Annotated in this window: 22 protein-coding genes and 2 tRNA genes; 13 read left to right on the top strand and 11 right to left on the bottom strand. The window is 56.5% G+C overall.

Annotation, left to right across the window (positions count from 1 at the left end; translation table 11 throughout):
* The first annotated feature begins 6 nt into the window (after positions 1-6).
* Positions 7-1,428: a ribosome biogenesis GTPase Der gene (gene der / locus BM035_RS14715; RefSeq protein WP_053115020.1), complete on the top strand. Its 1,422-nt coding sequence runs from the start codon at positions 7-9 to the stop codon at positions 1,426-1,428.
* A gap of 21 nt (positions 1,429-1,449) precedes the next feature.
* Here der and pta read toward each other — a convergent pair whose 3' ends face one another.
* The 3 genes from pta to BM035_RS14730 are packed head-to-tail and all read right to left on the bottom strand — an operon-like array spanning position 1,450 to position 7,275.
* A complete protein-coding gene (gene pta, locus BM035_RS14720) occupies positions 1,450-3,612 on the bottom strand; it encodes a phosphate acetyltransferase (RefSeq protein ID WP_053115021.1) in 2,163 nt (720 codons plus the stop codon).
* A 27-nt stretch (positions 3,613-3,639) separates the two neighbouring features.
* Positions 3,640-4,836 (bottom strand): acetate/propionate family kinase, encoded by a 1,197-nt coding sequence (locus BM035_RS14725; protein WP_092032837.1) that lies wholly within the window; start codon positions 4,834-4,836, stop codon positions 3,640-3,642.
* A 27-nt stretch (positions 4,837-4,863) separates the two neighbouring features.
* Positions 4,864-7,275, bottom strand: coding sequence for a bifunctional diguanylate cyclase/phosphodiesterase (locus tag BM035_RS14730; RefSeq protein ID WP_053115570.1), 2,412 nt, complete (start codon positions 7,273-7,275; stop codon positions 4,864-4,866).
* Between the two features lie 239 nt (positions 7,276-7,514).
* Here BM035_RS14730 and ccoM point away from each other — a divergent pair, with 239 nt between their 5' ends.
* A complete protein-coding gene (gene ccoM, locus BM035_RS23285) occupies positions 7,515-7,667 on the top strand; it encodes a cytochrome c oxidase subunit CcoM (RefSeq protein ID WP_175497402.1) in 153 nt (50 codons plus the stop codon).
* A 50-nt stretch (positions 7,668-7,717) separates the two neighbouring features.
* Here the strand turns inward: ccoM and BM035_RS14735 are convergent.
* The 3 genes from BM035_RS14735 to BM035_RS14745 form a co-directional block, all read right to left on the bottom strand.
* Positions 7,718-7,793, bottom strand: a tRNA-Glu gene (locus BM035_RS14735).
* 86 nt (positions 7,794-7,879) lie between these two features.
* On the bottom strand, positions 7,880-8,797 hold the full coding sequence (locus BM035_RS14740; RefSeq protein ID WP_053115023.1) for a TIGR01777 family oxidoreductase: 918 nt from the start codon (positions 8,795-8,797) through the stop codon (positions 7,880-7,882).
* Positions 8,798-8,851: 54 nt separating this feature from the next.
* Positions 8,852-9,226 carry a sirohydrochlorin chelatase gene (locus BM035_RS14745; protein ID WP_053115024.1) on the bottom strand — a complete coding sequence of 125 codons (375 nt, stop codon included), beginning with the start codon at positions 9,224-9,226 and terminating at the stop codon, positions 8,852-8,854.
* Positions 9,227-9,326: 100 nt separating this feature from the next.
* Between BM035_RS14745 and BM035_RS14750 the strand changes: the two genes are divergently transcribed.
* The 6 genes from BM035_RS14750 to BM035_RS14775 all read left to right on the top strand — a co-directional run bounded on the left by BM035_RS14750 (position 9,327) and on the right by BM035_RS14775 (position 14,490).
* The gene (locus BM035_RS14750) at positions 9,327-9,929 is read left to right on the top strand and encodes a DUF924 family protein (RefSeq protein WP_053115025.1); all 603 of its coding nucleotides are present in this window, start codon (positions 9,327-9,329) and stop codon (positions 9,927-9,929) included.
* Positions 9,930-10,084: 155 nt separating this feature from the next.
* Positions 10,085-10,801 carry a murein L,D-transpeptidase catalytic domain family protein gene (locus tag BM035_RS14755; protein ID WP_053115026.1) on the top strand — a complete coding sequence of 239 codons (717 nt, stop codon included), beginning with the start codon at positions 10,085-10,087 and terminating at the stop codon, positions 10,799-10,801.
* A 58-nt stretch (positions 10,802-10,859) separates the two neighbouring features.
* Positions 10,860-10,935 (top strand) — tRNA-Gly (locus BM035_RS14760).
* Positions 10,936-11,069: 134 nt separating this feature from the next.
* Positions 11,070-11,864 carry an MOSC domain-containing protein gene (locus BM035_RS14765; protein ID WP_053115027.1) on the top strand — a complete coding sequence of 265 codons (795 nt, stop codon included), beginning with the start codon at positions 11,070-11,072 and terminating at the stop codon, positions 11,862-11,864.
* An 8-nt stretch (positions 11,865-11,872) separates the two neighbouring features.
* Positions 11,873-13,825, top strand: a complete 1,953-nt coding sequence (locus tag BM035_RS14770; protein ID WP_053115028.1) for an ATP-binding cassette domain-containing protein — start codon at positions 11,873-11,875, stop codon at positions 13,823-13,825.
* Entirely contained in the window at positions 13,822-14,490 is a 669-nt protein-coding gene (locus tag BM035_RS14775; protein ID WP_092032840.1) for a DUF6901 family protein, read from the top strand. Before BM035_RS14770 ends, BM035_RS14775 begins: the two co-directional genes overlap by 4 nt.
* A gap of 61 nt (positions 14,491-14,551) precedes the next feature.
* Here the strand turns inward: BM035_RS14775 and BM035_RS14780 are convergent, their stop codons facing one another.
* The 3 genes from BM035_RS14780 to BM035_RS14790 form a co-directional block, all read right to left on the bottom strand.
* Entirely contained in the window at positions 14,552-14,983 is a 432-nt protein-coding gene (locus BM035_RS14780) for a universal stress protein (RefSeq protein WP_008174363.1), read from the bottom strand.
* A 152-nt stretch (positions 14,984-15,135) separates the two neighbouring features.
* Positions 15,136-15,954, bottom strand: a complete 819-nt coding sequence (locus BM035_RS14785) for a hypothetical protein (RefSeq protein WP_092032843.1) — start codon at positions 15,952-15,954, stop codon at positions 15,136-15,138.
* Between the two features lie 70 nt (positions 15,955-16,024).
* Complete coding sequence (locus BM035_RS14790; protein WP_008174365.1) at positions 16,025-16,240, bottom strand: hypothetical protein; 216 nt, start codon at positions 16,238-16,240, stop codon at positions 16,025-16,027.
* Between the two features lie 150 nt (positions 16,241-16,390).
* Between BM035_RS14790 and fadB the strand changes: the two genes are divergently transcribed.
* The 3 genes from fadB to topA all read left to right on the top strand — a co-directional run bounded on the left by fadB (position 16,391) and on the right by topA (position 22,662).
* Entirely contained in the window at positions 16,391-18,538 is a 2,148-nt protein-coding gene (gene fadB, locus BM035_RS14795; RefSeq protein ID WP_008174367.1) for a fatty acid oxidation complex subunit alpha FadB, read from the top strand.
* Between the two features lie 33 nt (positions 18,539-18,571).
* Positions 18,572-19,747, top strand: a complete 1,176-nt coding sequence (gene fadA / locus BM035_RS14800; protein WP_062784509.1) for an acetyl-CoA C-acyltransferase FadA — start codon at positions 18,572-18,574, stop codon at positions 19,745-19,747.
* A 272-nt stretch (positions 19,748-20,019) separates the two neighbouring features.
* Positions 20,020-22,662, top strand: coding sequence for a type I DNA topoisomerase (topA, locus tag BM035_RS14805; RefSeq protein ID WP_092032845.1), 2,643 nt, complete (start codon positions 20,020-20,022; stop codon positions 22,660-22,662).
* A 55-nt stretch (positions 22,663-22,717) separates the two neighbouring features.
* Here the strand turns inward: topA and BM035_RS14810 are convergent, their stop codons facing one another.
* On the bottom strand, positions 22,718-23,590 hold the full coding sequence (locus BM035_RS14810) for an NAD(P)-dependent oxidoreductase (RefSeq protein WP_092032848.1): 873 nt from the start codon (positions 23,588-23,590) through the stop codon (positions 22,718-22,720).
* Positions 23,591-23,706: 116 nt separating this feature from the next.
* A complete protein-coding gene (gltA, locus tag BM035_RS14815) occupies positions 23,707-24,981 on the bottom strand; it encodes a citrate synthase (RefSeq protein ID WP_092032851.1) in 1,275 nt (424 codons plus the stop codon).
* Between the two features lie 545 nt (positions 24,982-25,526).
* Between gltA and sdhC the strand changes: the two genes are divergently transcribed.
* Together sdhC and sdhD are read left to right on the top strand one after the other, a co-directional pair.
* Positions 25,527-25,901, top strand: coding sequence for a succinate dehydrogenase, cytochrome b556 subunit (gene sdhC, locus BM035_RS14820; protein ID WP_092032854.1), 375 nt, complete (start codon positions 25,527-25,529; stop codon positions 25,899-25,901).
* On the top strand, positions 25,895-26,239 hold the full coding sequence (gene sdhD / locus BM035_RS14825) for a succinate dehydrogenase, hydrophobic membrane anchor protein (RefSeq protein WP_092032857.1): 345 nt from the start codon (positions 25,895-25,897) through the stop codon (positions 26,237-26,239). The genes sdhC and sdhD overlap by 7 nt, the downstream gene beginning before the upstream one ends.
* Position 26,240 lies beyond the last annotated feature (1 nt).

Below are 26,240 nucleotides of genomic sequence, written 5' to 3' on the forward strand. Positions count from 1 at the left end.
CCCATTATGACCCCAGTTATTGCCCTTGTCGGACGCCCTAACGTCGGCAAATCGACATTATTTAATCAGATGACCCGTTCCAGGGATGCCCTGGTTGCGGACTTTCCGGGGCTTACCCGTGACCGCAAATACGGTGAGGGCAGCTACGAGGGGCAGCGCTTCATCGTCATAGACACCGGTGGTCTTACCGGTGACGAGCGGGGCCTTGATCTTGAAATGGCCCGCCAGTCAATGCAGGCGGTAGAAGAAGCGGACATCGTGCTATTCCTGGTGGACGGCAGGGCCGGCCTTACTGCAGGCGATGAGCTGATTGCAGACAGTCTGCGCCGCTCGGGCAAGCAGGCGCATCTGGTCGTGAACAAGACCGATGGACAAGATCCGGACATCGCCGCGTCGGATTTCTACAGCCTTGGCTTTGAATCCACGTTCCTGATCGCAGCCTCCCACAACCGCGGAATCCGCTCCATGCTTGAAATCCTGCTGCCCTCTGAAGAGGAGCGGGAAGAAGAGGACCGTGCAGATCGCTACCCCGGCATCCGCATTGGCGTGGTAGGCAGGCCGAACGTGGGCAAGTCCACACTGGTCAACCGCATGCTCGGTGAGGACCGTGTGGTGGTTTATGACATGCCTGGCACTACCAGGGACAGCGTTTATATACCCTACGAGCGCCAGGGCAGCCAATACACGTTGATTGATACCGCCGGTGTCCGTCGAAGAAAGAATGTCAGCGAAGTGGTGGAGAAGTTCTCCATCATAAAAACGCTGCAGGCGATCGATGACGCCCACGTGGTTATCCTGGTTATTGATGCCCGGGAAGGTCTGGTTGATCAGGATCTTCACCTGATCGGGTTTGTGTTGGATGCCGGCCGCTCGCTAGTCATTGCCGTCAACAAGTGGGACGGCATGGACCCGGAAGACCGCGCCCGGGTGAAAGAACAGGTTCAGCGTCGCCTCGACTTTCTGGATTACGCTGATAAGCACTATATCTCGGCGCTTCACGGCTCCGGCGTCGGCGTGATGTATGAGTCGGTGCAAGCCTGCTATGAGTCCGCGATGGCGAAATGGCCAACCAACCGCCTGACTGCGATTCTGCAGGATGCTATTGCCCAGCATCAGCCACCCATGGTGCACGGTCGCAGGATCAAGCTGCGTTACGCGCACCAGGGCGGTTCCAACCCCCCTGTGATTGTGGTTCACGGTAACCAAGTGGATTCCCTGCCTGGCGCATACAAACGATATCTTGAGAATACCTTCCGTAAGGTTCTGAAGGTAACGGGTTCACCAATCCGCTTCGAGTTCAAATCGGGTGAAAATCCGTTTGCCGGCAAAGTGGATCGGCTGACTCCGCGTCAGAAGGTCAAGAAGGACAACGACGAGAAGAAAGGCCGTCGTCCGAAAAAACAGCGTCAGAAGAGCCTCAAGCGCTGAGTGAGTGGCCGGGCTCAGGACTTATTCATGGTCCGGCCCCGCACTTTCCACCTGCTTGGCCTGCACAGCGGTTAACGCAACCGTAAACACGATATCCTCCACCAGAGCCCCACGTGAAAGGTCGTTCACCGGCTTCCGCAAGCCCTGAAGCATTGGCCCGACACTGACCACATTGGCACTTCGCTGAACCGCCTTGTAAGTGGTATTGCCGGTGTTCAGATCCGGGAATACGAAGACCGTTGCCTTGCCTGCAACTTTGCTGTCCGGCGCCTTGCTTCTTGCGACGCTTTCGATGGCCGCTGCATCGTATTGGAGTGGTCCGTCTATCAGCAGATCCGGCCTGCGCTCGCGAGCGATCCTCGTCGCCTCCCTGACTTTCTCGACATCCTGGCCGCTGCCGGACTCTCCGGTGCTGTAACTGATCATGGCGACCAGCGGCTCGATACCAAAGGCTTCCGCAGACTCCGCACTCTGGATGGCGATGTCGGCCAGTTCCTCGGCGTTCGGGTCCGGATTGATGGCACAGTCTCCATACACCACCACCTGTTGCGGCAGTAGCATGAAGAACACGGAAGAGACCACTTTCGCATGGTCATGGGTCTTGATCAGCTGAAGAGCGGGGCGCACGGTATTGGCCGTTGTGTGAACGGCCCCCGACACCAGGCCATCTGCTTCATCCAGAGCCACCATCATGGTGCCGAGGACAACATTGTCCTCGAGCATGGCCTCGGCCATGTCCGATGTCAGGCCCTTGTGCTTGCGCAGGTCCACCATCGGGCCGACATAGCGTTGACGCACCTCCGAAGGATCAATGATCTCGATATCCTCCGGCAGTTCCAGGTCCTGGGAATCCGCAACCCGCCGTATCTCCTGCGCATTACCTATCAGGGCACACCGTGCCAGCTTGCGCTGATGACAGATGATGGCTGCCTGTACGGTTCGTGGTTCGCTGCCCTCCGGCAGGACGATGCGCTTGTTGGCAGCCCGGGCACGTTCTGAAAGCTGGTATCGGAACGCCGGCGGAGAAAGCCGACCCTGTCGCGCGACCTTGAGATGCTGCTGCAACCAGTCCGTGTCTATGCGGGTGGCGACTGCCTCCATCGCTTTTTCGATCCGCTTGGGGTCATCAATGGGAATGGCGGACGAGAGGTTGGCCAGCATGTGCGCCGTCTCATAGGTATTGGCATCCGAGCCCAGTACCGGCAGACCCGTTTCCAGCGCCCGGTGGCAGAGATCAATCACACGCTGATCCGGCATCAGGCCGCCGGTAAGCATCAGGCCGGCCAGCGGCACTCCGTTCAGCGCGGCAACGGCCGTGGTCACCACAATGTCCTCCCGATCGCCCGGTGTCACCAGCAAGGTGCCGGGTCTCAGAGTCTCGGTCATATTCCGAATGCTTCGGGCACACAACGACACCTTCTGGACCCGCCTCGCGTGCATCTGGCCCTCATTGAGAACCGGTAACCCCAGTTCCCTCGCGATGTCGGAGACTCGCGGTGCAAGCAGCTCTGGCTGCCAGGGGATCTCGGCAATCAGCCGAAAACGGCCATCGCTGAAGACCTTACACTGGGTCTGGTAATCGATGACGCTCGGGGCAGGGTGGTTGCTGCTGGATCGGGGCTCAAGCCCCGCCTGCTCGGGTTCTCCCACCTTGTTCAGTATGACGCCTATGACATTCGGGTCGCTTGGATTGGCAAACAGGCGCGATGAGAAGTCCATCTCTTCATCCACTTGCTGGGCGCTCAGGTTCTTTGGGGTACTCACAAGGATAACCTCGGAGCCCAGGTTGCGGGCGACCTCCACGTTCAGCCTGGCAATATAGGCTTCGCTGCGGTCCGGCACCAGGCCCTCGATGATCACCACGTCCACGTCCCGGGCAACCTTCTGGTATTCGCCGACCACCGTCTCCAGCAGGTAATCCGATTTGCCCCTGTTGAGCAGTTGCTGGGCTTCCCTCAGGGCAATCGGATCTGGTGGATTCAGATGGCTGCTGGCGCGCACGAACGCCACGGAGGAGTCCTGGCCGGCATTGTGCCTGGACTCCGCCCGGTGGACGGTCTGGCAGAAAGGTTTGTAAAAGCCGACACTCACGCCCACTCGCTCCAGGGCGCGCAGCAGACCCAGGCAAACTGACGTGAGCCCTGAATCTATGGATGTCGGTGCAAAAAAGAGACTCTTTGCCATGGTGGTATTCCTGATGATGCGCGTGGGTCAGGCCGGGGCGACCGAGCCGGCAAGCCGGGATGCTTCCCGTGCAATAACCAGTTCCTCGTTGGTGGGGATCACCAACACGGGAAACCTGGAGTCGGGGCTTTCGATCCGCCCGTCGCTGAACTCGCCATGATGGTTGTTGAGGTCCGGACTGAGCTCAAACCCCATGAGCTTGAGATGGTTGATGGTTTCGGCTCTGATCCGGGCACTGTTTTCCCCAATGCCGCCAGTGAAAACCAGCGCGTCGAGGTGGCTAAGGGACGCCATCATGGCCCCAATGTAACGGGCGAGCCGGAAGCAGAAAACATCAATGGCGGTTTGTGATGGCTCATGGCCATGATCCGCGAGTTCACAGAGCGAGCGCATGTCATTGGTCTGGCCGGACAGGCCGAGAAGGCCACTTTCCTGGTTCAGGATCCGGTGAACCTCATCGGCGGCGAAGCCTTTGCCGCTTAGAAAGTCGAACAGGCCAGGGTCGACATCCCCACTGCGGGTTCCCATTACCAGTCCCTCCAGTGGCGTAAGGCCCATGCTGGTATCGACACTGATGCCGTCCCGGATGGCCGTAATGCTGCATCCATTGCCCAGGTGCGCCGAGATGACCGAGGTGGTTGCCGGTGTTTTTCCCAACAAACGGGCAGTTTCGGCGGCCATGAAGGCATGACTGGTGCCGTGGAACCCATAACGGCGGACGCCCCAATCGCGATACCAGGCCTCTGGTAGCGCATAGAGGAATGCCCTTTTGGGCAGGGTCTGGTGAAAGGCGGTGTCGAAAACGGCAGTCTGGGGCACCCCGGGAAACTGGGCCAGGGTTGCTCGAATACCGGACAGATTGACCGGATTGTGCAGTGGTGCAAGACCAGCGCAGTCCTCAATAGCATTGATGACATCGTCATCAAGCAGTACAGCTTCACGGAAAGTCTCGCCACCATGAACCACCCGGTGACCAACGGCCGTCGGGGCGGACGCCATCAGCCCCTGATCCCGGAATGCTGTAACCAGTGCAGTCAGCGCCTGATCATGGTTGGCGCCCGGGTCCAGAGGAATGGTTCCTTCCTGGCCTTCAACGCGAGCAAATGCGTCGTTTTGACCGAGACGCTCAGCGAGAGCGGATGCCAGCTTTCTGTGTTGGTCATCGAATAAGGCGAGTTTCAGGGATGAGCTGCCGCAGTTCACGACAAGTACGGTGTCTTCCATGGGAGTCAGGTTCCAACGGTTTTCGATCTATACCCGATGATTGCTGGCCAGCCAGGCTTCAAAATCCGGTGCCGGCAGGGGGCGGCTGTAGAAGTAACCCTGAGAGAAGTCGCAACCTTCCTTTTTCAGGAAGTGGGTCTGAGCCTCTTCTTCCACGCCTTCAGCGATCACCCGCAGGCCCAGGCTGTGGGCCATGTTGATAATGGCCCGCACCAGTGAAGCATCTTCAGGTTCCTTCATGACATCCTGAACAAACGATTTATCGATCTTCAGGGTATCAAACGGGTAGCTCTTCAGATAGCTGAGGGCCGAGTAGCCGGTACCAAAATCGTCTACTGACAGCCGGATCCCGGCTTTGTCGAGTTGGCGCAGGATTTCGGCGGTTTCAATGGAGTTGTCCAGAATCAGTCGTTCGGTAATTTCAAGTTCCAGCTGTTCCGGTGCCAGACCGCTGGTAGAGAGGGCGTGCATCACGGCCTCGGTAAACCCGGGATCCCGGAACTGGCGTGGGGACACGTTCACGGAAATACCGATGTCTTTTCCGATGGCCTGCCTCCATCCCACGGCGGCCCGACAAGCCTCTTCAAGAACCCACTCTCCGATGGGTGTTATCAGGCCGGTTTCCTCGGCCAGGGGAATAAACCGATCGGGCATCACCATGCCCATGGCCGGGTTGTTCCAGCGCAGCAGTGCCTCCACCGAGCAAAGGGTGCCGGAATCGGTATTCACGATCGGCTGGAAATACAGTTCGAATTCCTTCAGCTCCAGAGCCCTGCGCATGCTGGATTCCATCTTCAGGCGCTCGTGGGAGACCTCGGTCATTTCCGGGGCAAAATGCGCGAAGGAACTCTTGCCTTTGTGTTTGGCCTGGTACATGGCGGCATCGGCGTGCTGCAGCAGCGTGCCGCTGTTGTCAGAGTCCGTCGGGAAAATAGCGATGCCGATGCTCGTGGTTACAAAAACCTCCTGACCATTGAGTATGTAGGGCGGTGAGAAGGTTTTCAGGATACGCTCTGCCACCTGCGACGAAGCCTCCGGGCCGGTCAGCCCCGGCAGGATGACCAGGAACTCATCGCCCCCCAGCCGTGCAACGGTACTGGTGCCACGGAGGCAGCTGGAAATTCGACGGGCCGCTTCAATCAGCAGGTTGTCTCCGGCATCGTGGCCGAGGGTGTCGTTTATGTGCTTGAAGTTGTCGAGATCGAGGAACATCACGCCCACGAGGGTACTTTCCCGACGTGCCTGGGCCAGTGCCAGTTTCAGACGGTCCAGGGCCAGCATCCGGTTGGGCAGCCCGGTCAGGATGTCGTAGTTGGCCTGGCGCAGGAGCTGCTGTTCATAGCGTTTGCGGATGCTGATGTCTTCACCCAGGATGAGGTAACCGGTGGTGCCGCCGGATTCGTCCTTGATAGGGGTGGCAATCAGTTGCTCCCAGAAGCGTTCACCATTACGGCGCACGCTGTTCACTTCACCCTGCCAGACCCCGACGCGCTGCACCTGCAGGCGGATGGATTGCCACAGGTGTCGGCTTTCACGGTTTTCAATATCATTGTCCCCAAGTGCGCCAGGGTGTTTGCCAATGATCGAAGCAGCCTCGTAGCCGGTTAACTGGGTAAATTTCTGGTTGGCAAATTCGATGCGCCACTGCCGGTCGCAGATCAGGACCGAGGAGGGGCTTTGTTCAATGGCTTTGGAAAACTTCCGGATTTCCGCCGCATCTTTTTGCTGGCGCTCCATATCCGCGTTCAGTCGCTCGCGCATCTGGTTAATGGCGTCCGTGACGCGACCCAATTCGTCGTTCCGGTTGGATGGTGTGTTGGGCCTATCCAGTGTTAGTGGCTTCGAGGTGGTTTTCAGCGAAAAGTCCCGGGCGTAATTCGCCATGGTAGTCAGATGGCGTGCCACGAAATGCTGGAATATCCAGATAATGAGGATCGATACAAAGAACGTCTTCAGGAACTGGGTCAGGAGAATGACCCCCACCTTCCGCTTGAGCTCATCGTAGACCCGGTCCAGGTCTGCGGTCACCGTCAGCTCACCCAGTTTGAACATTTCATCGCCCTGATGAACGAGATTGAAACTGTGGGAGGTGGTTTTGGCGTCCCGCGGGATTTCTCCCATAACCAGCTCGGAATCGGGTTCGATCCTCAGCCGCAGATGAACCACATCGGGCAAACTGAGTATGCCTTCCATCTGGGTTTGCAGCAGTTTCTGGTCCAGGGCCCACAGACTGCGGGCCAGACTGGATGCATAGCCGGCTTCAACCACCTGCATGCGGTTGTCTATTTGTGAGAGGTCTTTTCGATAATCGGAGTAGATCTGGAGCGCGGAGGCTACCAGTGTAAAGGCGGAGCTGAACAGAAGAATCCAGGCCAGCAGCCTGAAAGACAGGGGCGAGCCTGTGCGAAAACGTTGAAGACGCGTCGACAGTTTTGGCATGTCTTGAACTTCAGCCACCCAGACCGGTTAGGAGATCGGACACTTCCTTTGTTTCCGACTATAGCAGCAGTTTCTTTCAAATGCCTTGCAAATGCAGGAAAAATCGAAGGAAATGTGTTGTGGTTCAGTATTTATGCGTACAGCTGGTCTGACAAATACGTTGACCTGGATCAATACCTTGCGGGCAGCCCGGGCGTAACCTGAGTTTAATCAAGTTAATTGCCGGAAGGGGAAACAGCATGTATATGGACGCCGTTGTAATCGCGGGTATTGCTACTGTACTGCTGATGGTTGGCTTTTTCGTGGGTGTTGGCATCTTCGTGATGAAAGATCAGAAGGAGCACGGACACCAGGACAGAAAAGAAGGGAAGCAAGGCCAAAAGCCGGTCTGACAATGTCATTGGGAAACTTCGGTTTCCCTGACATTTCAACGCGGAAAAATTGGCGTCCCCTAGGGGGTTCGAACCCCTGTTGCCGCCGTGAAAGGGCGGAGTCCTAGGCCACTAGACGAAGGGGACGCAACGTTTTCAACACCTTGCCTCGTCGAGGTGGCGCGTATATTAAGAAAGCTTCGAAACCCTGTCAACGTCTTTTTTGAAAAAAGTCACCGGGATGCTCCGGGAGCAATGGATTGAGCCAGTGCCGGCTCCAGATCGGGATACCGGAACTGGAAACCCTGGTTGATCAGCTTTTCCGGAACCGCCTTCTGGCCAGTCAGAAGAAGCCGCGCCATTTCTCCCAGCGCAATCTTGAGTACCGGCGCTGGCGCCGGAAAAAGCGTGGGACGGTGCAAAACCTTACCCAGGCTTCGGGTGAACTCTGCGTTGGTTGCCGGGTTAGGGCTCACCACATTGAACGGGCCTGAGGCGCTCGGGTTTTCCATCATCCAGATAAGGGCGCCAACGACGTCGTCGCGGTGTACCCAGGGCATGAACTGCTTGCCGCTTCCCAGACGCCCGCCAAGTCCCAGCTTGAAGGGTAGAATCATCCGTTCAAGGAACCCTCCGTCAGGGCCTGCCACCACACCGGTTCGGGAGAAGCACACCCTCACGCCATCGTCGGCGAGGGGTTTGGCGGCGTTTTCCCAGTCGCGGCAAAGGCGATGGGTAAATTCATCGTTGGGGCTGGTATCTTCGGTTACGGTTGTAGCCCCCTGATCCCCATAAAAGCCAACAGCTGACCCTGAGACCAGCACCTCCGGTGCCCGTTCCCAACTGCGAATAACCTCCACCAGCGTTTCGGTTACACCTATCCGGCTGTCCCGCAGTTCCTGCTTGCGGGCTTCAGACCACCGTTTGTCGGCGATGCCTTCACCTGCGAGGTTGATTACAGCATCGTATCCAGGGTGGGAGCGAAGCTGCTGCAGGTCGCGAATTGCTTCGACCCGACCGCAACTGGACTTGACCGCTTCTGCCGGTTGCCGGCTGAACACTGTGAGTTCATAGTTTCGTGCCAGCAATTCACGGCACAGAACATGGCCGATAAATCCGGTACCACCGGTAATCAGAATCCTTTTCGACATAATTGTTGCTCCTGTTGCGCGCTACCCGCCGGATCGGTTTCCAAAATACCCGGCTCAGGCTGGCGTCTGTTCCAGTTGAAGCATAACAACATCCCGGATCGCCTGCCCCAGCAAAGGGTTTTCTCCAATCGGTGGCGCAAGGCTGATGGTTGCGCCATGTGCCTTTTCGAGTTCTTCGATCATCGCGGGAACGTCCTTGCGCAAGTGACGTCCGGCTGCCAGGAACAGGGGGATGATCGTAAAATCACTGGCGCCTTCCGCAACAGCTTCACTGATGACGGTGTCCATGGATGGTTCCGCCAGTTCCATGTAGGCAACCCGGGCGTTGTCCACGGACTTGAGGGTTGGCTCGGCGAGCTTTTCAAAGGTTTCACACCAGCGCTTGTCACTGCTTCCATGTGCCAACAGAATAATGCGGGGACTCGTCATTGTCGCTCCTGGAGTAGTCAATTTGATAGGGCCTGTCGTAAATCCGGGGTGCCGCCCATTGTCAGGGCCGGCAGTCTCTAAAGTAACAGGGTGACGCTGAATGTTCGATTGGAAAGAGATTCTGGATTTCTGGTTTGGTGAACTTGACGAAAATGGGTTGCCAGACAGCGACCATCGGAACAAATGGTTCCGGTCAGACCGCAAGTTCGATCAGGAGATTCGCCGGCGTTTCCTGTCCATGGTGCTTTTCGCGTCTGAGCAGGGTCTGGACCACTGGCGCCGTGAGGCCGGTGGGACACTCGCCGAAATCATCCTGCTGGATCAGTTTTCCCGGAACATCTTCCGCGGCAGTGCCATGGCGTTTGATCAGGACCGTCAGGCCCGGAAACTCTGTCGGGAAGCCATGCAGAAGGGGCAGGATATGATGCTTGCGCCGGTCCACAGGGCTTTCCTCTACATGCCACTGCAGCATTCCGAGCTCAGGGACGATCAGGACGTCTCTGTGGAATGTTACGAACAGCTTGCGCGCTCGACCCAGGGAATTCTCGCCGATTTTATGGGCAGCTTTCTTCAGTCTGCCCGCGATCACCGGGCCATTATTCAGCAGTTCGGTCGCTTTCCCCATCGAAACAAGGCACTGGGAAGGATATCGACCGCAGACGAAGAGGCTTACCTTGAGGGCGGCCGCCGATTTGGCCAGTAAGGTAGAAAGGTACGCGGTGGTTTCTTAAAGTTTTGTATGAAAAACGTACATTCTGACGGGGTTAGCAAAATTCCCTGATAAAATGCGCAACACTTACTTTCGACCGGGTGGCGGCGTTTGGTTACCACCCGCAATCATTTTATCGGGGACGTATAATGCAAAAGATGCGGCGTTTTTTGCCCGCCGGCTTACTTCTGGCTGTATGCGCAGCGCTTCCTCTCTCATCACTTGGCGATTCGCTGGATGATCAGCTTGTCGACCGCCTGCGCACAGTCGCTCCAAAGCTTGATGCCGAAGTTCTCAAGACAGCCATCAGTGCGTCTCGCTGCGCTGTCTCGAATGGTGTAGAGATGCCCGAGCGGCTCGCGGTTATCGATTTCTCCCTGCCGTCCAGCCAGGAACGGCTGTGGATCTTTGACCTTGAAAAGGGGGAGTTGCTGCTTCGGGACCTGGTTGCGCACGGCAAGAATTCGGGGAATTTCGAATCCACCGCCTTCTCCAATACTGAGGGCAGCCACCAGTCCAGTATCGGGCTTTTTCAGGCCCGGGAATCCTATTACGGGCGGCATGGATATTCACTCAGACTGGATGGTCTGGAACCGGGCATCAACGATCTCGCCAGACAGCGGGCCATCGTTATTCATGGCGCCGATTATGTGAATGAGGACTGGGTCAGCAAGTACGGACGTATAGGCCGCAGTCATGGTTGCCCGGCGGTGGATAACCAGATCGTCAAGCGTGTGGTGGACAACCTGAAAGGCGGGCAGTTGGTGTTCAAGTACTACCCAGACCAGGAGTGGCTGCACAGTTCCGGTTTCCTGAAATGTGACAACAAGACACTGGCTGGAAAAAACCTGCAAAAAAGTGGTTGACGGCTTCGTCGGGATCCGTAGAATACGCCTCCGTTGTCGGTAACAGCCGATCAGCATTGCGGGAATAGCTCAGTTGGTAGAGCACAACCTTGCCAAGGTTGGGGTCGCGAGTTCGAATCTCGTTTCCCGCTCCAGATTCAGAAAACCCGGTCCTGAAAAGGTCCGGGTTTTTTCGTTTTCGGGCATCTCCAAACTCGGCGCCAGGGTGTGTGGTCAGGTATACTCAGCAGCCTGTTGCGTATCCTGATTCTTTGGGAGGCTGCCCGCCATGAAGGTCCATTCGCTGTTCGTGTACCCCGTCAAATCCCTGTCTGGAATTGAAGTGACCAGTTTTAATACCGATGATTTCGGGCCGGTTGGGGATCGTCGATGGATGATCGTGGATGACGACCGCCGGTTTGTTACCCAGAGGGAGCACCCGGAACTTGCCCGTGTCGGAACCCGTCTGGAAGGTGACCGGGTCGCGATCAGCATTCCCGATGAGGGCGAGTTTGTCCTGAGTGTCTCAGATGAAGAGGTTCGGGTTCTGGTCTGGAGAGACTGGGTCAAGGCCCTGGCGGGGTTGCCCGAGGCGAATGCTGCCCTGAGCCGTTTCTGCGGTAAGCCTGTTCGCCTGGTTTTTATGCCGGACAGCTCTTTTCGCCGCGTTGATGCAGGCCGGGTCAACGACTACCGCCGGGTGGGTTTCGCCGACGGGTTCCCCTTTCTGGTGACCAATACCGCCTCCCTGGCAGAGCTGAATACCCGGCTTGAGGCGCCCGTGGAGATGCGCAGATTCCGCCCCAACATTGTGGTTGAGGGGGCAGGGGCCTGGGATGAAGATATGTGGCAGAGCCTGAGCGTTGGCGACAACCATCTCAGCATCGTAAAGCCCTGTTCGCGCTGTGTAATGACCACCGTGGATCCTTCCACGGGCCAGAAGGATGCTGCCCTGCAGCCCCTGAGGACGCTCTCCGGCTATCGCAGAACCCAGGAGGGCGTCATCTTCGGCCAGAACGCCATTCATGAATCACCGGGCATTATTCGGGTGGGTGATCCCGTTACTGCCAACCAATCGGAGTAGAACCAAACGTGCCACTGTTAACGCTGGACTCAGTTTCCCTGGCTTATGGAATGCACCCGCTGCTGGATCAGGCCTCATTGGTTATCGATGCCGGCGAGCGCGTGTGTTTGCTGGGACGAAACGGCGAGGGAAAATCGACCCTGCTCAAGATTGTCAGTGGGGAAGTGATACCCGACGGTGGCGTTGTTCGTCTCGATGACGGGGCCGTGCTGGCGGTGCTTCCGCAGAACCTGCCCTCGGAAGATACCCGTACCGCCTATGAAGTTGTCGCCGGTGCCTTTCCGGAAACGGGCCAGTTGCTCGCTGAATTTCATCAGCTGTCCCAGCAGGCCGATGAGGCGAGTCTCGACCGGCTGATGAAGGTTCAGGAGCGCCTGGAGGCTCTGGACGGATGGCGCCTTGACCAGAAAGTCACCACCATTCTCGGTCAGTACGGCGTTGATCCGGACCAGACGCTGAATACTCTGTCCGGCGGTTGGCAGCGCCGGGTTTTGCTGGCCAAGGCGCTGGTTGCCGATCCGGACATACTGTTGCTGGACGAGCCCACGAACCACCTGGATGTTCCGGCAATCGCCTGGCTGGAGGAGGCCCTTGGCCAGTTCCGAGGCGCCATGCTGTTTGTCAGCCACGATCGTGCGTTCATACGGCGCATGGCGACCCGCATCGTGGAGCTGGACCGGGGCAAGCTGGTGAGTTTTGCGGCCACCTATGATCGCTACCTCGATCTGAAAGAGAAAGCGCTGGAGGAGGAAGAGCGGCAGAACGCGTTGTTCGACAAGCGACTGAAGCAGGAAGAGGCCTGGATTCGTCAGGGCATCAAGGCTCGCAGGACTCGTAATATGGGGCGTGTTCGGGCCCTGAAAGCCATGCGTGAGGAGCACCGGCAGCGCAGGGTGCGGGGTGGAACCGCCAGCTTTGCAGTGGAGGACGCGGCGCGGTCTGGCAAGCTGGTGGTTGAAACCAGGGACGCGGGCTTTGCCTATCCGGATGGCACCCCGGTAATAAGAGATATGAATCTTACCATCCTTCGCGGGGACAAGATCGGGCTCGTTGGCGAGAACGGCACGGGCAAGACCACCCTTGTTCGGCTTTTATTGGGAGACCTGGAACCAACCGAGGGTTCTGTTCGTCTGGGAACCAATCTGCAGGTTGCTTACTTCGACCAGCTGCGAGGCGAGCTGGATCTGACACGGAACGCACTGGATAACCTGTCCGAGGGCCGGGAGTTCATCGACATTAATGGCCAGAGCAAGCATGTGCTCGGCTATTTGCAGGAATTCCTGTTTACCCCGGAGCGCGCCAGATCTCCGGTCAGCGTCTTTTCCGGTGGTGAGCGTGCCCGGCTGCTACTGGCGAAACTGTTCAGCAAGCCCGCCAATATTCTGGTGCTCGATGAGCCAACCAACGATCTGGATGTGGAAACGCTGGAATTGCTGGAAGAACAGCTGGCGGAATTTGCCGGCACCGTGATCGTGATCAGTCACGACCGTGAGTTTCTTGATAATGTGATCACCGAAACGGTTTTCCTGGATGGATCGGGCAAAGTGCGGGAGTTCGTGGGTGGCTACACCGATTGGCGTCGACAGGGCGGCTGTTTCCCGTCTGAAGCCACCGGTAATCGACCGGACAAGCAGGATAAATCCAGTAAAACCTCTGTTGATACTGGCAAGGTCGAATCACAGAAAGTCGCGGATGGCACAAAAGCGGGAACGCAGTCTGAGAAAAGCAAACCCGCTAAGCTGAGCTACAAACTCAAACTCGAGCTTGAGCAGTTGCCGGGGCAGATTGAGGCACTCGAGCAGGAAGTCGCCGGCCTGCAGGAAAGAATTTCCCAGGCTGATTTTTATTCAGGCCCACCGGATGAAGTCTCGGCCACTCTGGAAGCATTGACGGAAAAGGAAAACCGTTTGGAGCAGGTCATTGAGCGGTGGATGGAGCTGGAAGAACAGGCAAATCAATGAATGTACATTACGATTTCAGATTTCAGGACGGCCGTAGGGTTGAGTTTAAAGTAACGGACAAGCCGTCCCGGCCTTCCGGAAAACTTCCGTCCTGGACACAGCTGGAACATTGCCAGTGTAGCAACTGTCCTTTGAAGGTTTCCGAATCCTCCCACTGTCCCGCGGCAACCGAGATATTGCCGGTTGTGGAGGCCTTTCGGGATGAGGATGCCTACCAGAAGGTGGAAGTGAAGGTAACCGATGATCGTCGAAGCTATGAGAAGCAGACGGCGCTTGAGGAGGCACTTCGATCGTTGCTCGGGCTGAAAATGGCGACCAGCGGGTGCCCGGTTCTGTCAGAGCTCAAGCCCATGGCGGTTCATCACCTGCCGTTTGCAAACACCGATGAATTCATTATGCGCAGCGTTTCCCATTACCTGTTGCAGCAATACTTCGCGAAACGGAATCATCAGACCCCAGACTGGGAATTGAAGGGGCTGGTGGAGAGGAATCAGAGGCTACAACTGGTGAATCAGGCCCTGTGGCAGAGAATACACTCAGTCTGCAAGGGTGACAGCAATCTGAAGGCACTACTGAACTTCTTCTCGATGGCCTCGAGTGTCAGTTTCTCGCTGGAAAGTCAGCTTCGCAAACTTGAGGCGAAAATGGAGGGGGAAGGGGGCTGATCGCGGCTTTCGTTCTCAGCAGGCCCGGGTCCACACCCCGGGCCTTTTTGTTGGTCAAGCCTTAGTGAATGCGAACGGCCAGAACATCGCATTCGGTTCCATGCAGAACCCCGTTTGCGGTGGAGCCCAGCAAAAGCTGAAAACCCTTCCGGCCATGACTGCCAACGATCACAAGGTCTACTTCCTGTTCCTTCGCAAGCCTGTGGATTTCGGACTCGGGGCGCCCGACTGTCACCACCTGGTTGTTTTTGGCCACACCGTATTTGTCGCCGTAGGTTCCCAATTGCTCGCGAGCTGCTTTGTCGAGTTGGTCCTGTAGCTCGGTCAGATCCATCGGAATATCGCCACCATAGGCATAGCCGACAGGCTCAACCACATGAACCAGCATCAGCTCCGCACCATGGGCTTCGCTTATGGCCTTTGCCTTGTCCAGTACCTGTGGGGCTTCTTCTGTCAGGTCAATCGCAACAAGCATCTTTTTATAGGCAGACATCGTATCGCTCCTTCGCACACGGGATATTATTCTGAGGATAGTACCTTAAATCGGGTCGGGAAAGTGTAGCGGGAAACTGACGGGTATCAAAAACAGAGGCGGAAAAGTGCTTTTCTGGCAGGCAATTAGGCCTGCCAGAAAGAGCAGGGCGGTCAGGCGTTGCCCTTGAGCAGCTCAATGGTTGTCGCAAGTCCTTTGAGGATACCCTTGGAATAGCGATCGATTACAAAGCCCACGTTGTTTTCGTTGTAGTTAATGTAGGAGCCACGGATAAACTGCCATTTGGCGGAAATGTCGTTAAGCGCGTCCTTGAGCTCCGGTGTTCCCTCGCCCTGTATTACGGATGCCAGCAACTGGTCCAGCTCCCGGGCCTGTTCATCCAGCGGGGTCTCGGTTGAGGAGCCCTGGAAGGTCTGGGCGACAGAAGAGTTTGTCCTGACCGAGTATTTCGCCATCATCTGGGCCATTTTTACGGCCGCCGAACGGGCGGCTTCTACCCTTGGGTTGGTCTCGGTCTGTGAGCTTTCCTGGGCCACCTTGTATAGCTCGGTGGCCTTCTCGTTCATCGTGAGTGCCTGGTTGGCCATGTCTGAGACCAGCCGCAAATCGGGGTAGCCCTGGTTGCGCACATCGTTGATGTTGTCCCGCATCAGGTTCTTGAACTTGTCGAATTCCTGGTTCAGCCCCTCAACTTCCTCGGCTGACAGTACGCCTGAATCGCTGCCCGCGATGGAGTTCATGGAATCGTTGGCCGAGTTGATGCCCTGCACAATCTCGTTCAAAGTGCCGGTATCACCGGTTCCGCTGAAACGGTAGTAGGCGTCCAGAGCCATGTAGTTGCTGACCCGGAAATTGTGAAGATCGGAGAGAAATCCGTCGGCACTGTCCTGAGCGCGGGCACCCATGGACGTGAGTGCAAGGAGAATCAGTGCGGCTACAAGGGAACGTATCCGCAGGTTTGCGTCTTTCATCGGATGGGTCTCCGTAATGCGGTTTTATTATTGTGGACCAAAGTCGTAGATCGAAGGTAAAGTAACTCCGTCAGCCAATCAAGCAGTTTTGGCGGCGGTGTAGCCCGTAAATGTAAATAACTTTGAAATTTGCGTGACGAAGTTCCGGTTTTTTCTGAGCAGTGGCTTCCAGTTCACTGAAACATAACAATTCCGCTCCAATTTTCTTCGGTTGCCCCCGGTATTTCGGGGACTTTTGCAGCCCTCCAGAAAGAAACAAATTGACAAATGCGCCGTTTTTTTTCATCGTGTGCCCTCACGATTCAAACGACTGTATGAATTTTTGGATCGGATGATCGGGCAGTGACCGAAATCTCGCTGCACAAACAGCCGCGCCGGTAAATCAAAAGTACCGCCCGGTTGGAAGCAGTTCCAAACACAGACTGGAGATCAGTTGATGATTTACGAAGGTAAAGCCATCACGGTTAAAGAGATCGAAGGCGGGATCGCTCAGTTGAACTTCGACTTGCAGGGCGAGTCAGTAAACAAGTTCAACCGTCTTACTATTGAAGAGCTCCGCGCCGCGACTGACGCACTGAAAGCGCAGAAGAACCTGAAGGGTCTGGTAGTCACCAGCTCCAAGGACAGCTTCATTGTTGGTGCCGACATTACCGAATTCACCGAGCTTTTTGCAGGCTCGGAAGAGGATCTGGTAGCCAACAACCTCAAGGCCAACGAAGTCTTCAACGCTGTTGAAGATCTGCCGTTCCCCACCGTTACCGCGATCAACGGTATGGCGCTGGGTGGCGGTTTCGAAATGTGTCTTGCAACCGACTACCGCGTGATGGACAAGAAGGCCAAGGTTGGTCTTCCGGAAGTGAAGCTTGGCATCTTCCCGGGCTTTGGCGGTACCGTGCGTCTGTCCCGTCTGGTTGGCGTGGACAATGCCGTCGAGTGGATCAGCGGTGGTACCGAGAACCGTGCTGATGTCGCTCTGAAAGTCGGCGCTGTCGATGCCGTGCTCGAGTCCGACAAGCTGGTCGATGCTGCTGTTGCCATTATTAACCAGTGCAACGAAGGCAAGCTGGACCACGAAGCCCGTCGCGAAGAGAAGAAGGGCAAGATCAAGCTCAATGCCATGGAAAGCATGATGGCATTCGAGATTTCCAAGGCGTTTGTTGCCGGCAAGGCTGGCAAGAACTACCCGGCTCCTGTCGAGGCCATCAAGGTCATGCAGAAGCATGCCGGCATGACCCGCGACAAGGCAATCGAAGTCGAAGCCAAAGGCTTCGCCAAGATGGCCAAGACCAATGTGGCGGCCTGCCTGGTTGGCCTGTTCCTGAACGATCAGGAATTGAAGAAGAAGGCCAAGGCCTGGGAAAAAGAAGCTAACGACGTGAACCTGGCAGCCGTTCTGGGTGCCGGTATCATGGGTGGTGGTGTTGCATTCCAGTCTGCCCTGAAAGGCACGCCGATCATCATGAAGGACATCAACCAGGACGGCATCGCCCTGGGTCTGAAAGAAGCCAAGAAGCTTCTGTCCAAGCGTGTTGAAAAAGGAAAGATGAAGCCGGATCAGATGGCCGACGTGCTCAACAGCATCACGCCGACCCTGAACTATGGCGACTTCAAGAATGTAGACCTGGTGGTTGAAGCGGTTGTTGAAAACCCGAAGGTGAAAGATGCCGTTCTGCGTGAAACCGAAGATGCGGTTCGCGAGGACACCATCCTGACCTCCAACACCTCGACTATTTCCATCGACCTGCTGGCCAAGAACCTGAAGCGTCCGGAAAACTTCTGCGGCATGCACTTCTTCAACCCGGTGCACATGATGCCGCTGGTTGAGGTAATCCGTGGCGAGAAGACCAGTGATCGCGCCATTGCAACCACGGTTGCCTACGCCAAGGCCATGGGCAAGACCCCGATCGTTGTAAACGATTGCCCGGGCTTCCTGGTCAACCGTGTTCTGTTCCCGTACTTCGGCGGCTTTATCGGCCTGGTACGTGACGGTGCTGACTTCCAGCACGTTGACAAGGTTATGGAAAAGTTCGGCTGGCCCATGGGTCCTGCGTACCTGCTGGACGTGGTCGGCATGGATACCGGCAAGCACGCTGGCGAAGTAATGGCAGACGGCTTCCCGGATCGGATGAAGCACGAAGGTACAACCGCCATTGACGTGATGTTCGATAACAACCGTTACGGACAGAAGAACGACAAGGGCTTCTACAAGTATGAACTGGACCGCAAGGGCAAGCAGAAGAAGGTTGTCGACGAAGAGACCTACAAGCTGCTCGAGCCTGTTGTTCAGGGTAAGAACGAGTTCAGCGAAGAAGACATCATCGCCCGTATGATGATTCCTCTTTGCCTGGAAACCGTTCGCTGCCTGGAAGACGGCATTGTCGAAGATCCGGCAGATGCTGATATGGGCCTGATTTTCGGTATCGGCTTCCCGCCGTTCCGTGGTGGTGCCCTGCGCTATATCGACGATATGGGTGTAGACAAGTTCGTCGAACTGGCAGACAAGTTTGCAGACCTTGGTCCTCTTTATCACCCGACCGAGAAGCTGCGTGAAATGGCCAAGACTGGCAAAAAGTTCTTTGGCTAACCCTGAACGAGATTTCCGAACGGAGAAAGATCTATGAGCCTTAATCCGAGAGACGTTGTCGTCGTCGATTGCGTGCGGACTCCGATGGGTCGTGCCAAAAACGGTTGTTTCCGGAACGTGCGTGCAGAGACCCTGTCCGCCAATCTGATCGAAGCACTGTTTGAGCGCAACCCGAAGCTCGACCCGAAAGAAGTTGAAGATGTTATCTGGGGCTGTGTAAACCAGACCAAGGAGCAGGGCTTCAACGTGGCACGTCAGATTTCCCTGCTGACCCGCATTCCCCACGAGTCTGCCGCTCAGACCGTGAACCGCCTGTGTGGCTCTGCCATGAGCGCGATTCACACTGCAGCCCAGGCCATCATGACCGGCAACGGTGATGTGTTCTTCGTGGGTGGTGTTGAGCACATGGGGCACGTACCCATGACCGAAGGCTTCGACCACAACCCGGCTGCGTCCAAGTACTCCGCAAAAGCGTCCAACATGATGGGCCTGACCGCGGAAATGCTGGCCAAGATGCACGGGATTACCCGTGAGCAGCAGGACGAGTTCGGTGCTCGGTCCCACCGTCTGGCCCATGAAGCGACCGTAGAAGGCCGTTTCAAGAACGAAATCGTGCCCATTGAAGGTCACGACGAGAACGGCTTCAAGGTGCTGATCGAGGAAGACGAGACCATTCGTCCCGAGACCACGGCCGAGTCCCTGAGCCAGCTCAAGCCGGCGTTCGATCCGAAGAACGGTACCGTAACAGCCGGTACGTCTTCCCAGCTGACCGACGGTGCGGCAGCGATGGTGCTGATGTCTGCAGAGCGTGCAGAGGCACTTGGTCTCAAGCCGATTGCCAAGATTCGCAGCATGGCCGTTGCCGGCTGTGATCCCGCGATCATGGGTTACGGCCCGGTGCCGGCCACCAAGAAAGCCCTGAAGCGCGCAGGCCTGAAAGTCGAGGATATCGACTTCTGGGAACTGAACGAGGCTTTCGCCGGCCAGTCCCTGCCTGTCCTGAAGGACCTGAAGCTTCTGGGCGTTATGGAAGAAAAAGTGAACCTGAACGGCGGCGCGATTGCCCTGGGCCATCCGCTGGGCTGCTCTGGTGCACGTATCTCTACAACCCTGCTGAATGTAATGCAGGCCAAAGGCGGTAAACTTGGTGTTTCCACCATGTGTATCGGTCTGGGCCAGGGCATTGCAACGGTCTGGGAGCGTCTGTAATCCAGTAACCGGATTGCATTTCGCGGTTTCAGAAGGCCCGGCAAATGCCGGGCCTTTCTGTTTCAGCAGGCGGGCCCAACAGGGTTCCCGAATGTGAAAAAAAGCAGGATTGAAACCAAAGAATGGGTTGTCTTGCTATTCTTGACCCTGTAAAACAGTGAGCCTATACAAAATAGCGGCGTATTTGTGTTTTCTAGCCGACTGATTTTACAGCGAGTTTACGGTTTGCTGATTTATTGACCGATTTATCGCCAAGGATACAGAACTCCGATATGGGTAAAAGTCTCGTAATTGTCGAGTCACCAGCGAAAGCGAAGACCATCAACAAGTACCTGGGCTCTGACTTCATCGTCAAATCGAGCGTCGGGCACATTCGTGATCTTCCCGTCAGTGGCAGCGGATCCCAGTCCGATCCCAAAGAGCGTGCCAAGCAGGCTGCTATCACCCGGAAGATGAGCCCTGAAGAGAAGGCGGTTCATAAAAAGCGCAAGTCCCGCGAGCAGCTGGTTGCCCGGATGGGTGTCGACCCGGACCAGGATTGGAGTGCCCGTTACGAGATCCTTCCCGGCAAAGAGAAGGTGGTCAGCGAACTCAAGCGTTTGGCCAAATCAGCAGACCATATCTATCTGGCAACGGATTTGGACCGCGAAGGGGAGGCCATCGCCTGGCACCTTCAGCAGACCATTGGTGGCGAACCTGAAAAGTACCGGCGCGTGGTGTTCAACGAAATCACCAAGCGTGCGATTCAGGAAGCGTTCAAGGATCCAGGCACTCTCGACAATAACCGGGTTAACGCACAGCAGGCCCGTCGCTTCCTCGACCGGGTTGTTGGCTATATGGTGTCGCCCCTGCTTTGGGCCAAACTTGCCCGCGGCCTCTCCGCCGGCCGTGTTCAATCCGTTGCGGTGCGGCTGATAGTCGAGCGTGAACGTGAAATCCGGAAGTTCGTTCCGGAGGAGTTCTGGCAGTTGCACGCCGATCTGGCGTCTGTCAAGGCCGATCAACCGGTTCGTTTCGAGGTGACTCGCCACGAGGACAAGCCCTATCGTCCGGTCAATGAGCAGCAGAGCAGTGACCACGTCAGCCGGCTGAAGGCGGGTACGTTCAAGGTTGCCAAGCGGGAAGACAAGCCGACCCGTTCGCGGCCGTCCGCGCCGTTTATTACGTCTACGCTGCAGCAGGCTGCCAGTAACCGGATGGGGTTCAGCGTCAAGAAGACGATGATGCTGGCCCAGCGTCTTTATGAGGCCGGTTTCATTACCTACATGCGTACGGACTCCACCAACCTGAGTCAGGATGCGATCAACAGTTGCCGTGCGTATATCGAAAAGCAGTTCGGCGACAAATACCGGCCGGAAAAGCCCCGTGTCTACGGCAGCAAAGAGGGTGCCCAGGAGGCCCACGAGGCCATTCGCCCAACCGAAGTCAGCCGTCGTCCGGCGGATATCAGTGGCCTTGAGAAGGATGCCGAGAAGCTCTACGACCTCATATGGCGTCAGTTTATTGCCTGCCAGATGTCCGACGCCGAATTCCTGAGTACGTCCATTGTGGTGGCCAACGGCGATTATGAACTCCGTACCCGGGGCCGGATCATCAAATTCGATGGCTTCCTGAAGGCAGCACCCCAGGCCGCCAAGAAAGACGAAGACATTGCTCTGCCTGACATTAAGGTGGATGAAGTGCTGGATCTCAAGAAACTGGATCCTACGCAGCACTTTACCAAGCCGGCGCCCAGATACACCGAGGCCAGCCTGGTCAAGGAGCTCGAAAAGCAGGGCATTGGCCGTCCGTCGACCTACGCATCGATTATTTCCACGATTCAGGATCGCGGTTATGTGAGGCTGCAGAACCGTCGGTTCTACGCCGAGAAGATGGGCGAGATCGTTACCGAGCGCCTGTCGGAATCTTTTCCGAACCTGATGGACTTCGACTTCACCGCGAGGATGGAAGATGAGCTCGACGAGATTGCCGAGGGCGAGGTCGAGTGGAAGAAAGTCCTGAATGATTTTTACGGTCGGTTCCGGCAGCAGCTGGAAAAAGCCGAGAGTGGTGAAGACGGCGGCATGAGGGCCAACACGCCGACTGAAACGGACATTCCATGCCCGAGTTGTGGCCGGAACATGCAGATCCGGGTGGCCAGCACCGGTGTTTTCCTGGGTTGCTCTGGCTATTCCTTGCCACCGAAAGAGCGTTGCAAGACTACCATTAACCTCGTGTCCGGTGATGAGGTTGTCAGCGCCGACGATGACGTCGAGGGTGAGGGCGAGACCCGTCTGCTGCGCAAGAAACGTCGCTGCCCCAAGTGTGGCACCGCCATGGACAGCTACCTGGTGGACGAAACCCGCAAGCTGCATGTTTGCGGTAACAATCCGGATTGCTCTGGCTACGAGGTAGAAAAGGGCACGTTCCGCATCAAGGGCTACGATGGGCCGACTCTTGAGTGCGATAAGTGTGGCTCCGAGATGCAGCTTAAAACCGGGCGTTTTGGCAAGTATTTCGGATGCACCAATGCCGAGTGCAAGAATACCCGCAAGTTGCTGAAAAATGGCGAGCCCGCTCCGCCCAAAATGGACCCGGTGCCAATGCCCGAGCTCCAATGTCAGAAAGTTGATGATACTTACGTTCTCAGGGACGGTGCGTCCGGTTTATTCCTGGCTGCCAGCAAATTCCCGAAAAACCGGGAAACGCGGCCACCGCTGGTGATGGAGATTAAACCGCACCGCAAGGAGATTGATCCGAAGTACGATTACCTGATGGATGCGCCCGAGCGTGATCCCGAGGGTAATCCAACGGTGATTCGCTACAGCCGTAAGAGCAAGGAGCAGTACGTCATGTCTGAAAAGGATGGCAAGGCGACGGGCTGGTCTGCGTGGTACGTCAACGGGAAGTGGCAGCCACAGGACAAGAAAAAGTAATTTTCATGGAATCGGGGCCAGATGAACGCGTTCATCTGGCCCCGGCGTCAGAGACTTACCGGAACTTCCTCAGCCTCTGAATGAGAGAGGATGTGTCCCAGCGTTTTCCGCCCATCGACTGCACATCCGCATAGAACTGATCCACCAGTGCGGTGACTGGCAGTGAGGCATTCACTTTTCGTGCCTCTTCCAGGCAGATTCCCAGGTCCTTCCGCATCCAGTCAACGGCGAAGCCGTGCTCGAATTCTCCGGCCATCATGGTTCCCGAGCGGTTTTCCATTTGCCACGACTGGGCCGCGCCTTTGGAAATCACATCCACCACTTTCGCCACATCGAGTCCGGCCTGCTCTGCAAAGTGCAGGGCCTCTGAGAGCCCCTGGACAAGGCCGGCAATGGCAATCTGGTTTACCATCTTGGTTTTCTGGCCACTGCCGGCCGGGCCCATCCGGTTGAGCGCCCGCGCATAGTGCTCCATGATCGGCTCGGCTTTGGCGTAGTCCTGTTCGGAGCCGCCACACATGATGGTCAGTTTGCCGTTTTCAGCGCCTTGCTGTCCTCCGGAAACGGGGGCATCGACAAATCCCATATTGTGTTTGCGCGCGACAGTGGCCAGGTATTCGGCGATGCCGGCGGAGGCGGTGGTATGGTCGATCAGGACCGCGCCCTCGGACGCATTGGCGAGAATCCCGGCGTCGCCTTCGTAGACGGCTTTCAGGTCGGTATCGGCGCCAACGCAGGTCAGCACGATATCGGCGCCATCAACGGCTTCGGCAATGGTGGTGCAGCTGGTTCCGGAGTATTCGGTCGCCCACTGCTCGGCTTTGGCAGAGGTCCGGTTCCAGACCCTGACGGGGAGGCCGGCCTTGGCAAGGTGGCCGGCCATCGGATAGCCCATCACGCCAAGGCCGATAAATGCTGCTGTAGTCATTGCTTTCTCCTCTCGTGTTTTCGTCGGGTTAACTTAGCACAGAAGAGTGGGGCTGGAGCGAATAAAAAAGGCCGCTGAATCAGCGGCCTTTGCATGTCTTACCCGGTAATTGGGTTTTACTTTGTCGGATAGTCCCGGGAATCCGAGCCAGTGTAGAGCTGGCGCGGACGGCCGATGCGGTAGTCGCCGCTGACCATTTCGTTCCAGTGCGAGAACCAGCCAATGGTCCGCGACAGGGCGAAGATAACGGTGAACATGGAAGTGGGGATTCCAATTGCCTTCAGGATCAGGCCGGAGTAAAAATCCACATTCGGGTAGAGCTTGCGCTTAACGAAGTATTCGTCCTCCAGCGCGATTTTCTCGAGACGCTGGGCGATTTTCAGCAGCGGATCGTTCTCCAGACCCAGCTCTGTCAGAACCTCGTGAGCAGTTTCTGCCATCACCTTGGCCCGCGGGTCAAAGTTCTTGTAAACCCGATGGCCGAAGCCCATCAGGCGGAACGGATCGTCCTTATCCTTGGCCTTGGCGATGAATTTCTCGATATTGGACTCGTCGCCAATCTCGGCCAGCATATCCAGCACTGCCTCGTTGGCGCCGCCGTGAGCAGGTCCCCACAGAGCTGCAATCCCGGAGGCGATACACGCATAGGGGTTGGCACCGGTTGAGCCGGCCAGGCGTACCGTGGACGTCGACGCGTTCTGTTCGTGATCCGCGTGCAGGATGAAGATTTTGTCCATGGCCTTGGCCAGGATCGGGTTCGGCTTGTATTCCTCGCAGGGAACGCCAAACATCATCTGCAGGAAGTTCTCGGAATAGGAGAGGTCGTTGCGCGGGTATACAAACGGTTGGCCGATGCTGTACTTGTAACACCAGGCGGCAATTGTGGGCATTTTTGCGATCAGGCGATGCGCAGTGATTTCCCGCTGCTCCTGGTTGGTTACGTCCATCTGGTCATGGTAGAACGCAGACAGCGCGCCTACGACGCCGCACATGATGGCCATCGGATGTGCGTCACGACGGAAACCCTGGAAGAAGTTCCGCATCTGGTCGTGCAGCATGGTGTGGTTCTTGATGGTGTCGTGGAACCGCTTGTTCTCTTCCGCGCTCGGAAGCTCACCGTGCAGGAGCAGATAGCAGACTTCAAGGTAGTCGGAATGCTCGGCCAGCTGTTCAATCGGGTAGCCGCGGTGCAGGAGAACGCCGTTTGCACCGTCGATGTAGGTAATGGCCGATTCGCAGGCTGCTGTGGATACGAACCCGGGATCGTATGTGAAAACGCCTTCCTGGACGAGGCCTCGTACGTCGATAACGTCAGGGCCGACGGTGCCGGAATAAACCGGTAGCTCAATGGACTTGTCCCCCACCGAGAGCGTGGCTTTCCTGTCGGTCATGGTGCTCTCCTATTTATCAGCTTTGACAGCTTTATCTACAGTTATAGATGCGCTTGGAGTCTGCGCGGTAGAAAGTCGCACCACTGTGATCGCCTGGTGCGATTTCTGCCGCGCAGAGTCCTGGAAGGCGCGTATTATCGCAAAACTGGCGGCAAAATATAGGGCGTTGGCTTTTTTTGTCAATGGAAGAGTCCGGAAAAGCCATAATTTGACATTCGCTGTAAATCAGGGATATCCCGAATAACAACGGATTGGGGGTGGAAAAGGATTTGTCAATCATCCTTATAGCTTGCTTAAGCCCCTGAAATACGCGGCCTGGGCGACGTTGCAGGTTTGTAATTGGTTAGGGTACTCCTTATAATCCCTAGCCCGGAATCGGGGATAAACCTTTTCCCGCTGCCTGTAAATAGCGGGTTGCCGGTGAGGTTGCCTCCCTTCTGAGCCAATCGTGTGCCGGTTTCGTATCTGCACGCCGATCCTTACATACCAACCATCCGCATCCGGTTTTCCGGTCCCGCGGAACCAAGAGAGAGTGTGAGAGCGCTGTGAATAGCAAACGACCAGTAAATCTCGATCTCGGCAAGTTTCATTTTCCGCTGCCAGCCATTACGTCCATATTGCACCGTATCAGCGGCATCATCATTTTTGTTGGTGTTGCGTTCATGCTTTACGGACTTCAGCTTTCCCTGTCCGGGGAAGAGGGCTTCAGTCGCGTCAATGAACTGCTGGACAGCTTCCTTGCCAAGCTGATTATCTGGGGCATCTTGTCTGCTCTGTTGTACCACCTGGTTGCGGGTATCAAGCACCTGTTCATGGACATGGGCATTGGTGAAGAGCTCGAGAGCGGCCGCCTCGCCTCGAAGATCACGATTGTGGTTTCCGTCATTCTCATCGTTCTGGCAGGAGTCTGGGTATGGTAAACAGCGTCACAAACCTGGGTCGCAGTGGTGTCTTCGACTGGCTGATCCAGCGGGTAACCGCCTACGTACTTGCTTTGTATACAATTTTCCTGCTCGGTTATATGTTGACGACTGAAGTTAACTATGACACCTGGAACGCGCTGTTTGACCAGACCTGGTTCCGTATCTTTACCTTGATGGCACTGCTCTCAATTGGTGCTCATGCCTGGGTAGGGCTCTGGACGGTGACCACGGACTATATCAAGGCCATGGGTCCCAGGTTTATCGTGCAGGCGGCTTGTGGGCTGACCATGTTCGTATATGTGGTTTGGGGCATTCAGATTCTTTGGGGGCTTTAAT

The organism is Marinobacter sp. DSM 26671, from assembly GCF_900112835.1.
Classification (GTDB): Bacteria; Pseudomonadota; Gammaproteobacteria; order Pseudomonadales; family Oleiphilaceae; genus Marinobacter; species Marinobacter flavimaris.

What these genes read in the sequence shown, in the direction of transcription:
- der (WP_053115020.1), top strand. Translation starts at nt 7, where the DNA reads ATGACCCCAGTTATTGCCCTTGTCGGACGCCCTAACGTCGGCAAATCG.
- pta (WP_053115021.1), bottom strand. Translation starts at nt 3,612, where the DNA reads ATGGCAAAGAGTCTCTTTTTTGCACCGACATCCATAGATTCAGGGCTC.
- BM035_RS14725 (WP_092032837.1), bottom strand. Translation starts at nt 4,836, where the DNA reads ATGGAAGACACCGTACTTGTCGTGAACTGCGGCAGCTCATCCCTGAAA.
- BM035_RS14730 (WP_053115570.1), bottom strand. Translation starts at nt 7,275, where the DNA reads ATGCCAAAACTGTCGACGCGTCTTCAACGTTTTCGCACAGGCTCGCCC.
- ccoM (WP_175497402.1), top strand. Translation starts at nt 7,515, where the DNA reads ATGTATATGGACGCCGTTGTAATCGCGGGTATTGCTACTGTACTGCTG.
- BM035_RS14740 (WP_053115023.1), bottom strand. Translation starts at nt 8,797, where the DNA reads ATGTCGAAAAGGATTCTGATTACCGGTGGTACCGGATTTATCGGCCAT.
- BM035_RS14745 (WP_053115024.1), bottom strand. Translation starts at nt 9,226, where the DNA reads ATGACGAGTCCCCGCATTATTCTGTTGGCACATGGAAGCAGTGACAAG.
- BM035_RS14750 (WP_053115025.1), top strand. Translation starts at nt 9,327, where the DNA reads ATGTTCGATTGGAAAGAGATTCTGGATTTCTGGTTTGGTGAACTTGAC.
- BM035_RS14755 (WP_053115026.1), top strand. Translation starts at nt 10,085, where the DNA reads ATGCAAAAGATGCGGCGTTTTTTGCCCGCCGGCTTACTTCTGGCTGTA.
- BM035_RS14765 (WP_053115027.1), top strand. Translation starts at nt 11,070, where the DNA reads ATGAAGGTCCATTCGCTGTTCGTGTACCCCGTCAAATCCCTGTCTGGA.
- BM035_RS14775 (WP_092032840.1), top strand. Translation starts at nt 13,822, where the DNA reads ATGAATGTACATTACGATTTCAGATTTCAGGACGGCCGTAGGGTTGAG.
- BM035_RS14780 (WP_008174363.1), bottom strand. Translation starts at nt 14,983, where the DNA reads ATGTCTGCCTATAAAAAGATGCTTGTTGCGATTGACCTGACAGAAGAA.
- BM035_RS14785 (WP_092032843.1), bottom strand. Translation starts at nt 15,954, where the DNA reads ATGAAAGACGCAAACCTGCGGATACGTTCCCTTGTAGCCGCACTGATT.
- BM035_RS14790 (WP_008174365.1), bottom strand. Translation starts at nt 16,240, where the DNA reads ATGAAAAAAAACGGCGCATTTGTCAATTTGTTTCTTTCTGGAGGGCTG.
- fadB (WP_008174367.1), top strand. Translation starts at nt 16,391, where the DNA reads ATGATTTACGAAGGTAAAGCCATCACGGTTAAAGAGATCGAAGGCGGG.
- fadA (WP_062784509.1), top strand. Translation starts at nt 18,572, where the DNA reads ATGAGCCTTAATCCGAGAGACGTTGTCGTCGTCGATTGCGTGCGGACT.
- topA (WP_092032845.1), top strand. Translation starts at nt 20,020, where the DNA reads ATGGGTAAAAGTCTCGTAATTGTCGAGTCACCAGCGAAAGCGAAGACC.
- BM035_RS14810 (WP_092032848.1), bottom strand. Translation starts at nt 23,590, where the DNA reads ATGACTACAGCAGCATTTATCGGCCTTGGCGTGATGGGCTATCCGATG.
- gltA (WP_092032851.1), bottom strand. Translation starts at nt 24,981, where the DNA reads ATGACCGACAGGAAAGCCACGCTCTCGGTGGGGGACAAGTCCATTGAG.
- sdhD (WP_092032857.1), top strand. Translation starts at nt 25,895, where the DNA reads ATGGTAAACAGCGTCACAAACCTGGGTCGCAGTGGTGTCTTCGACTGG.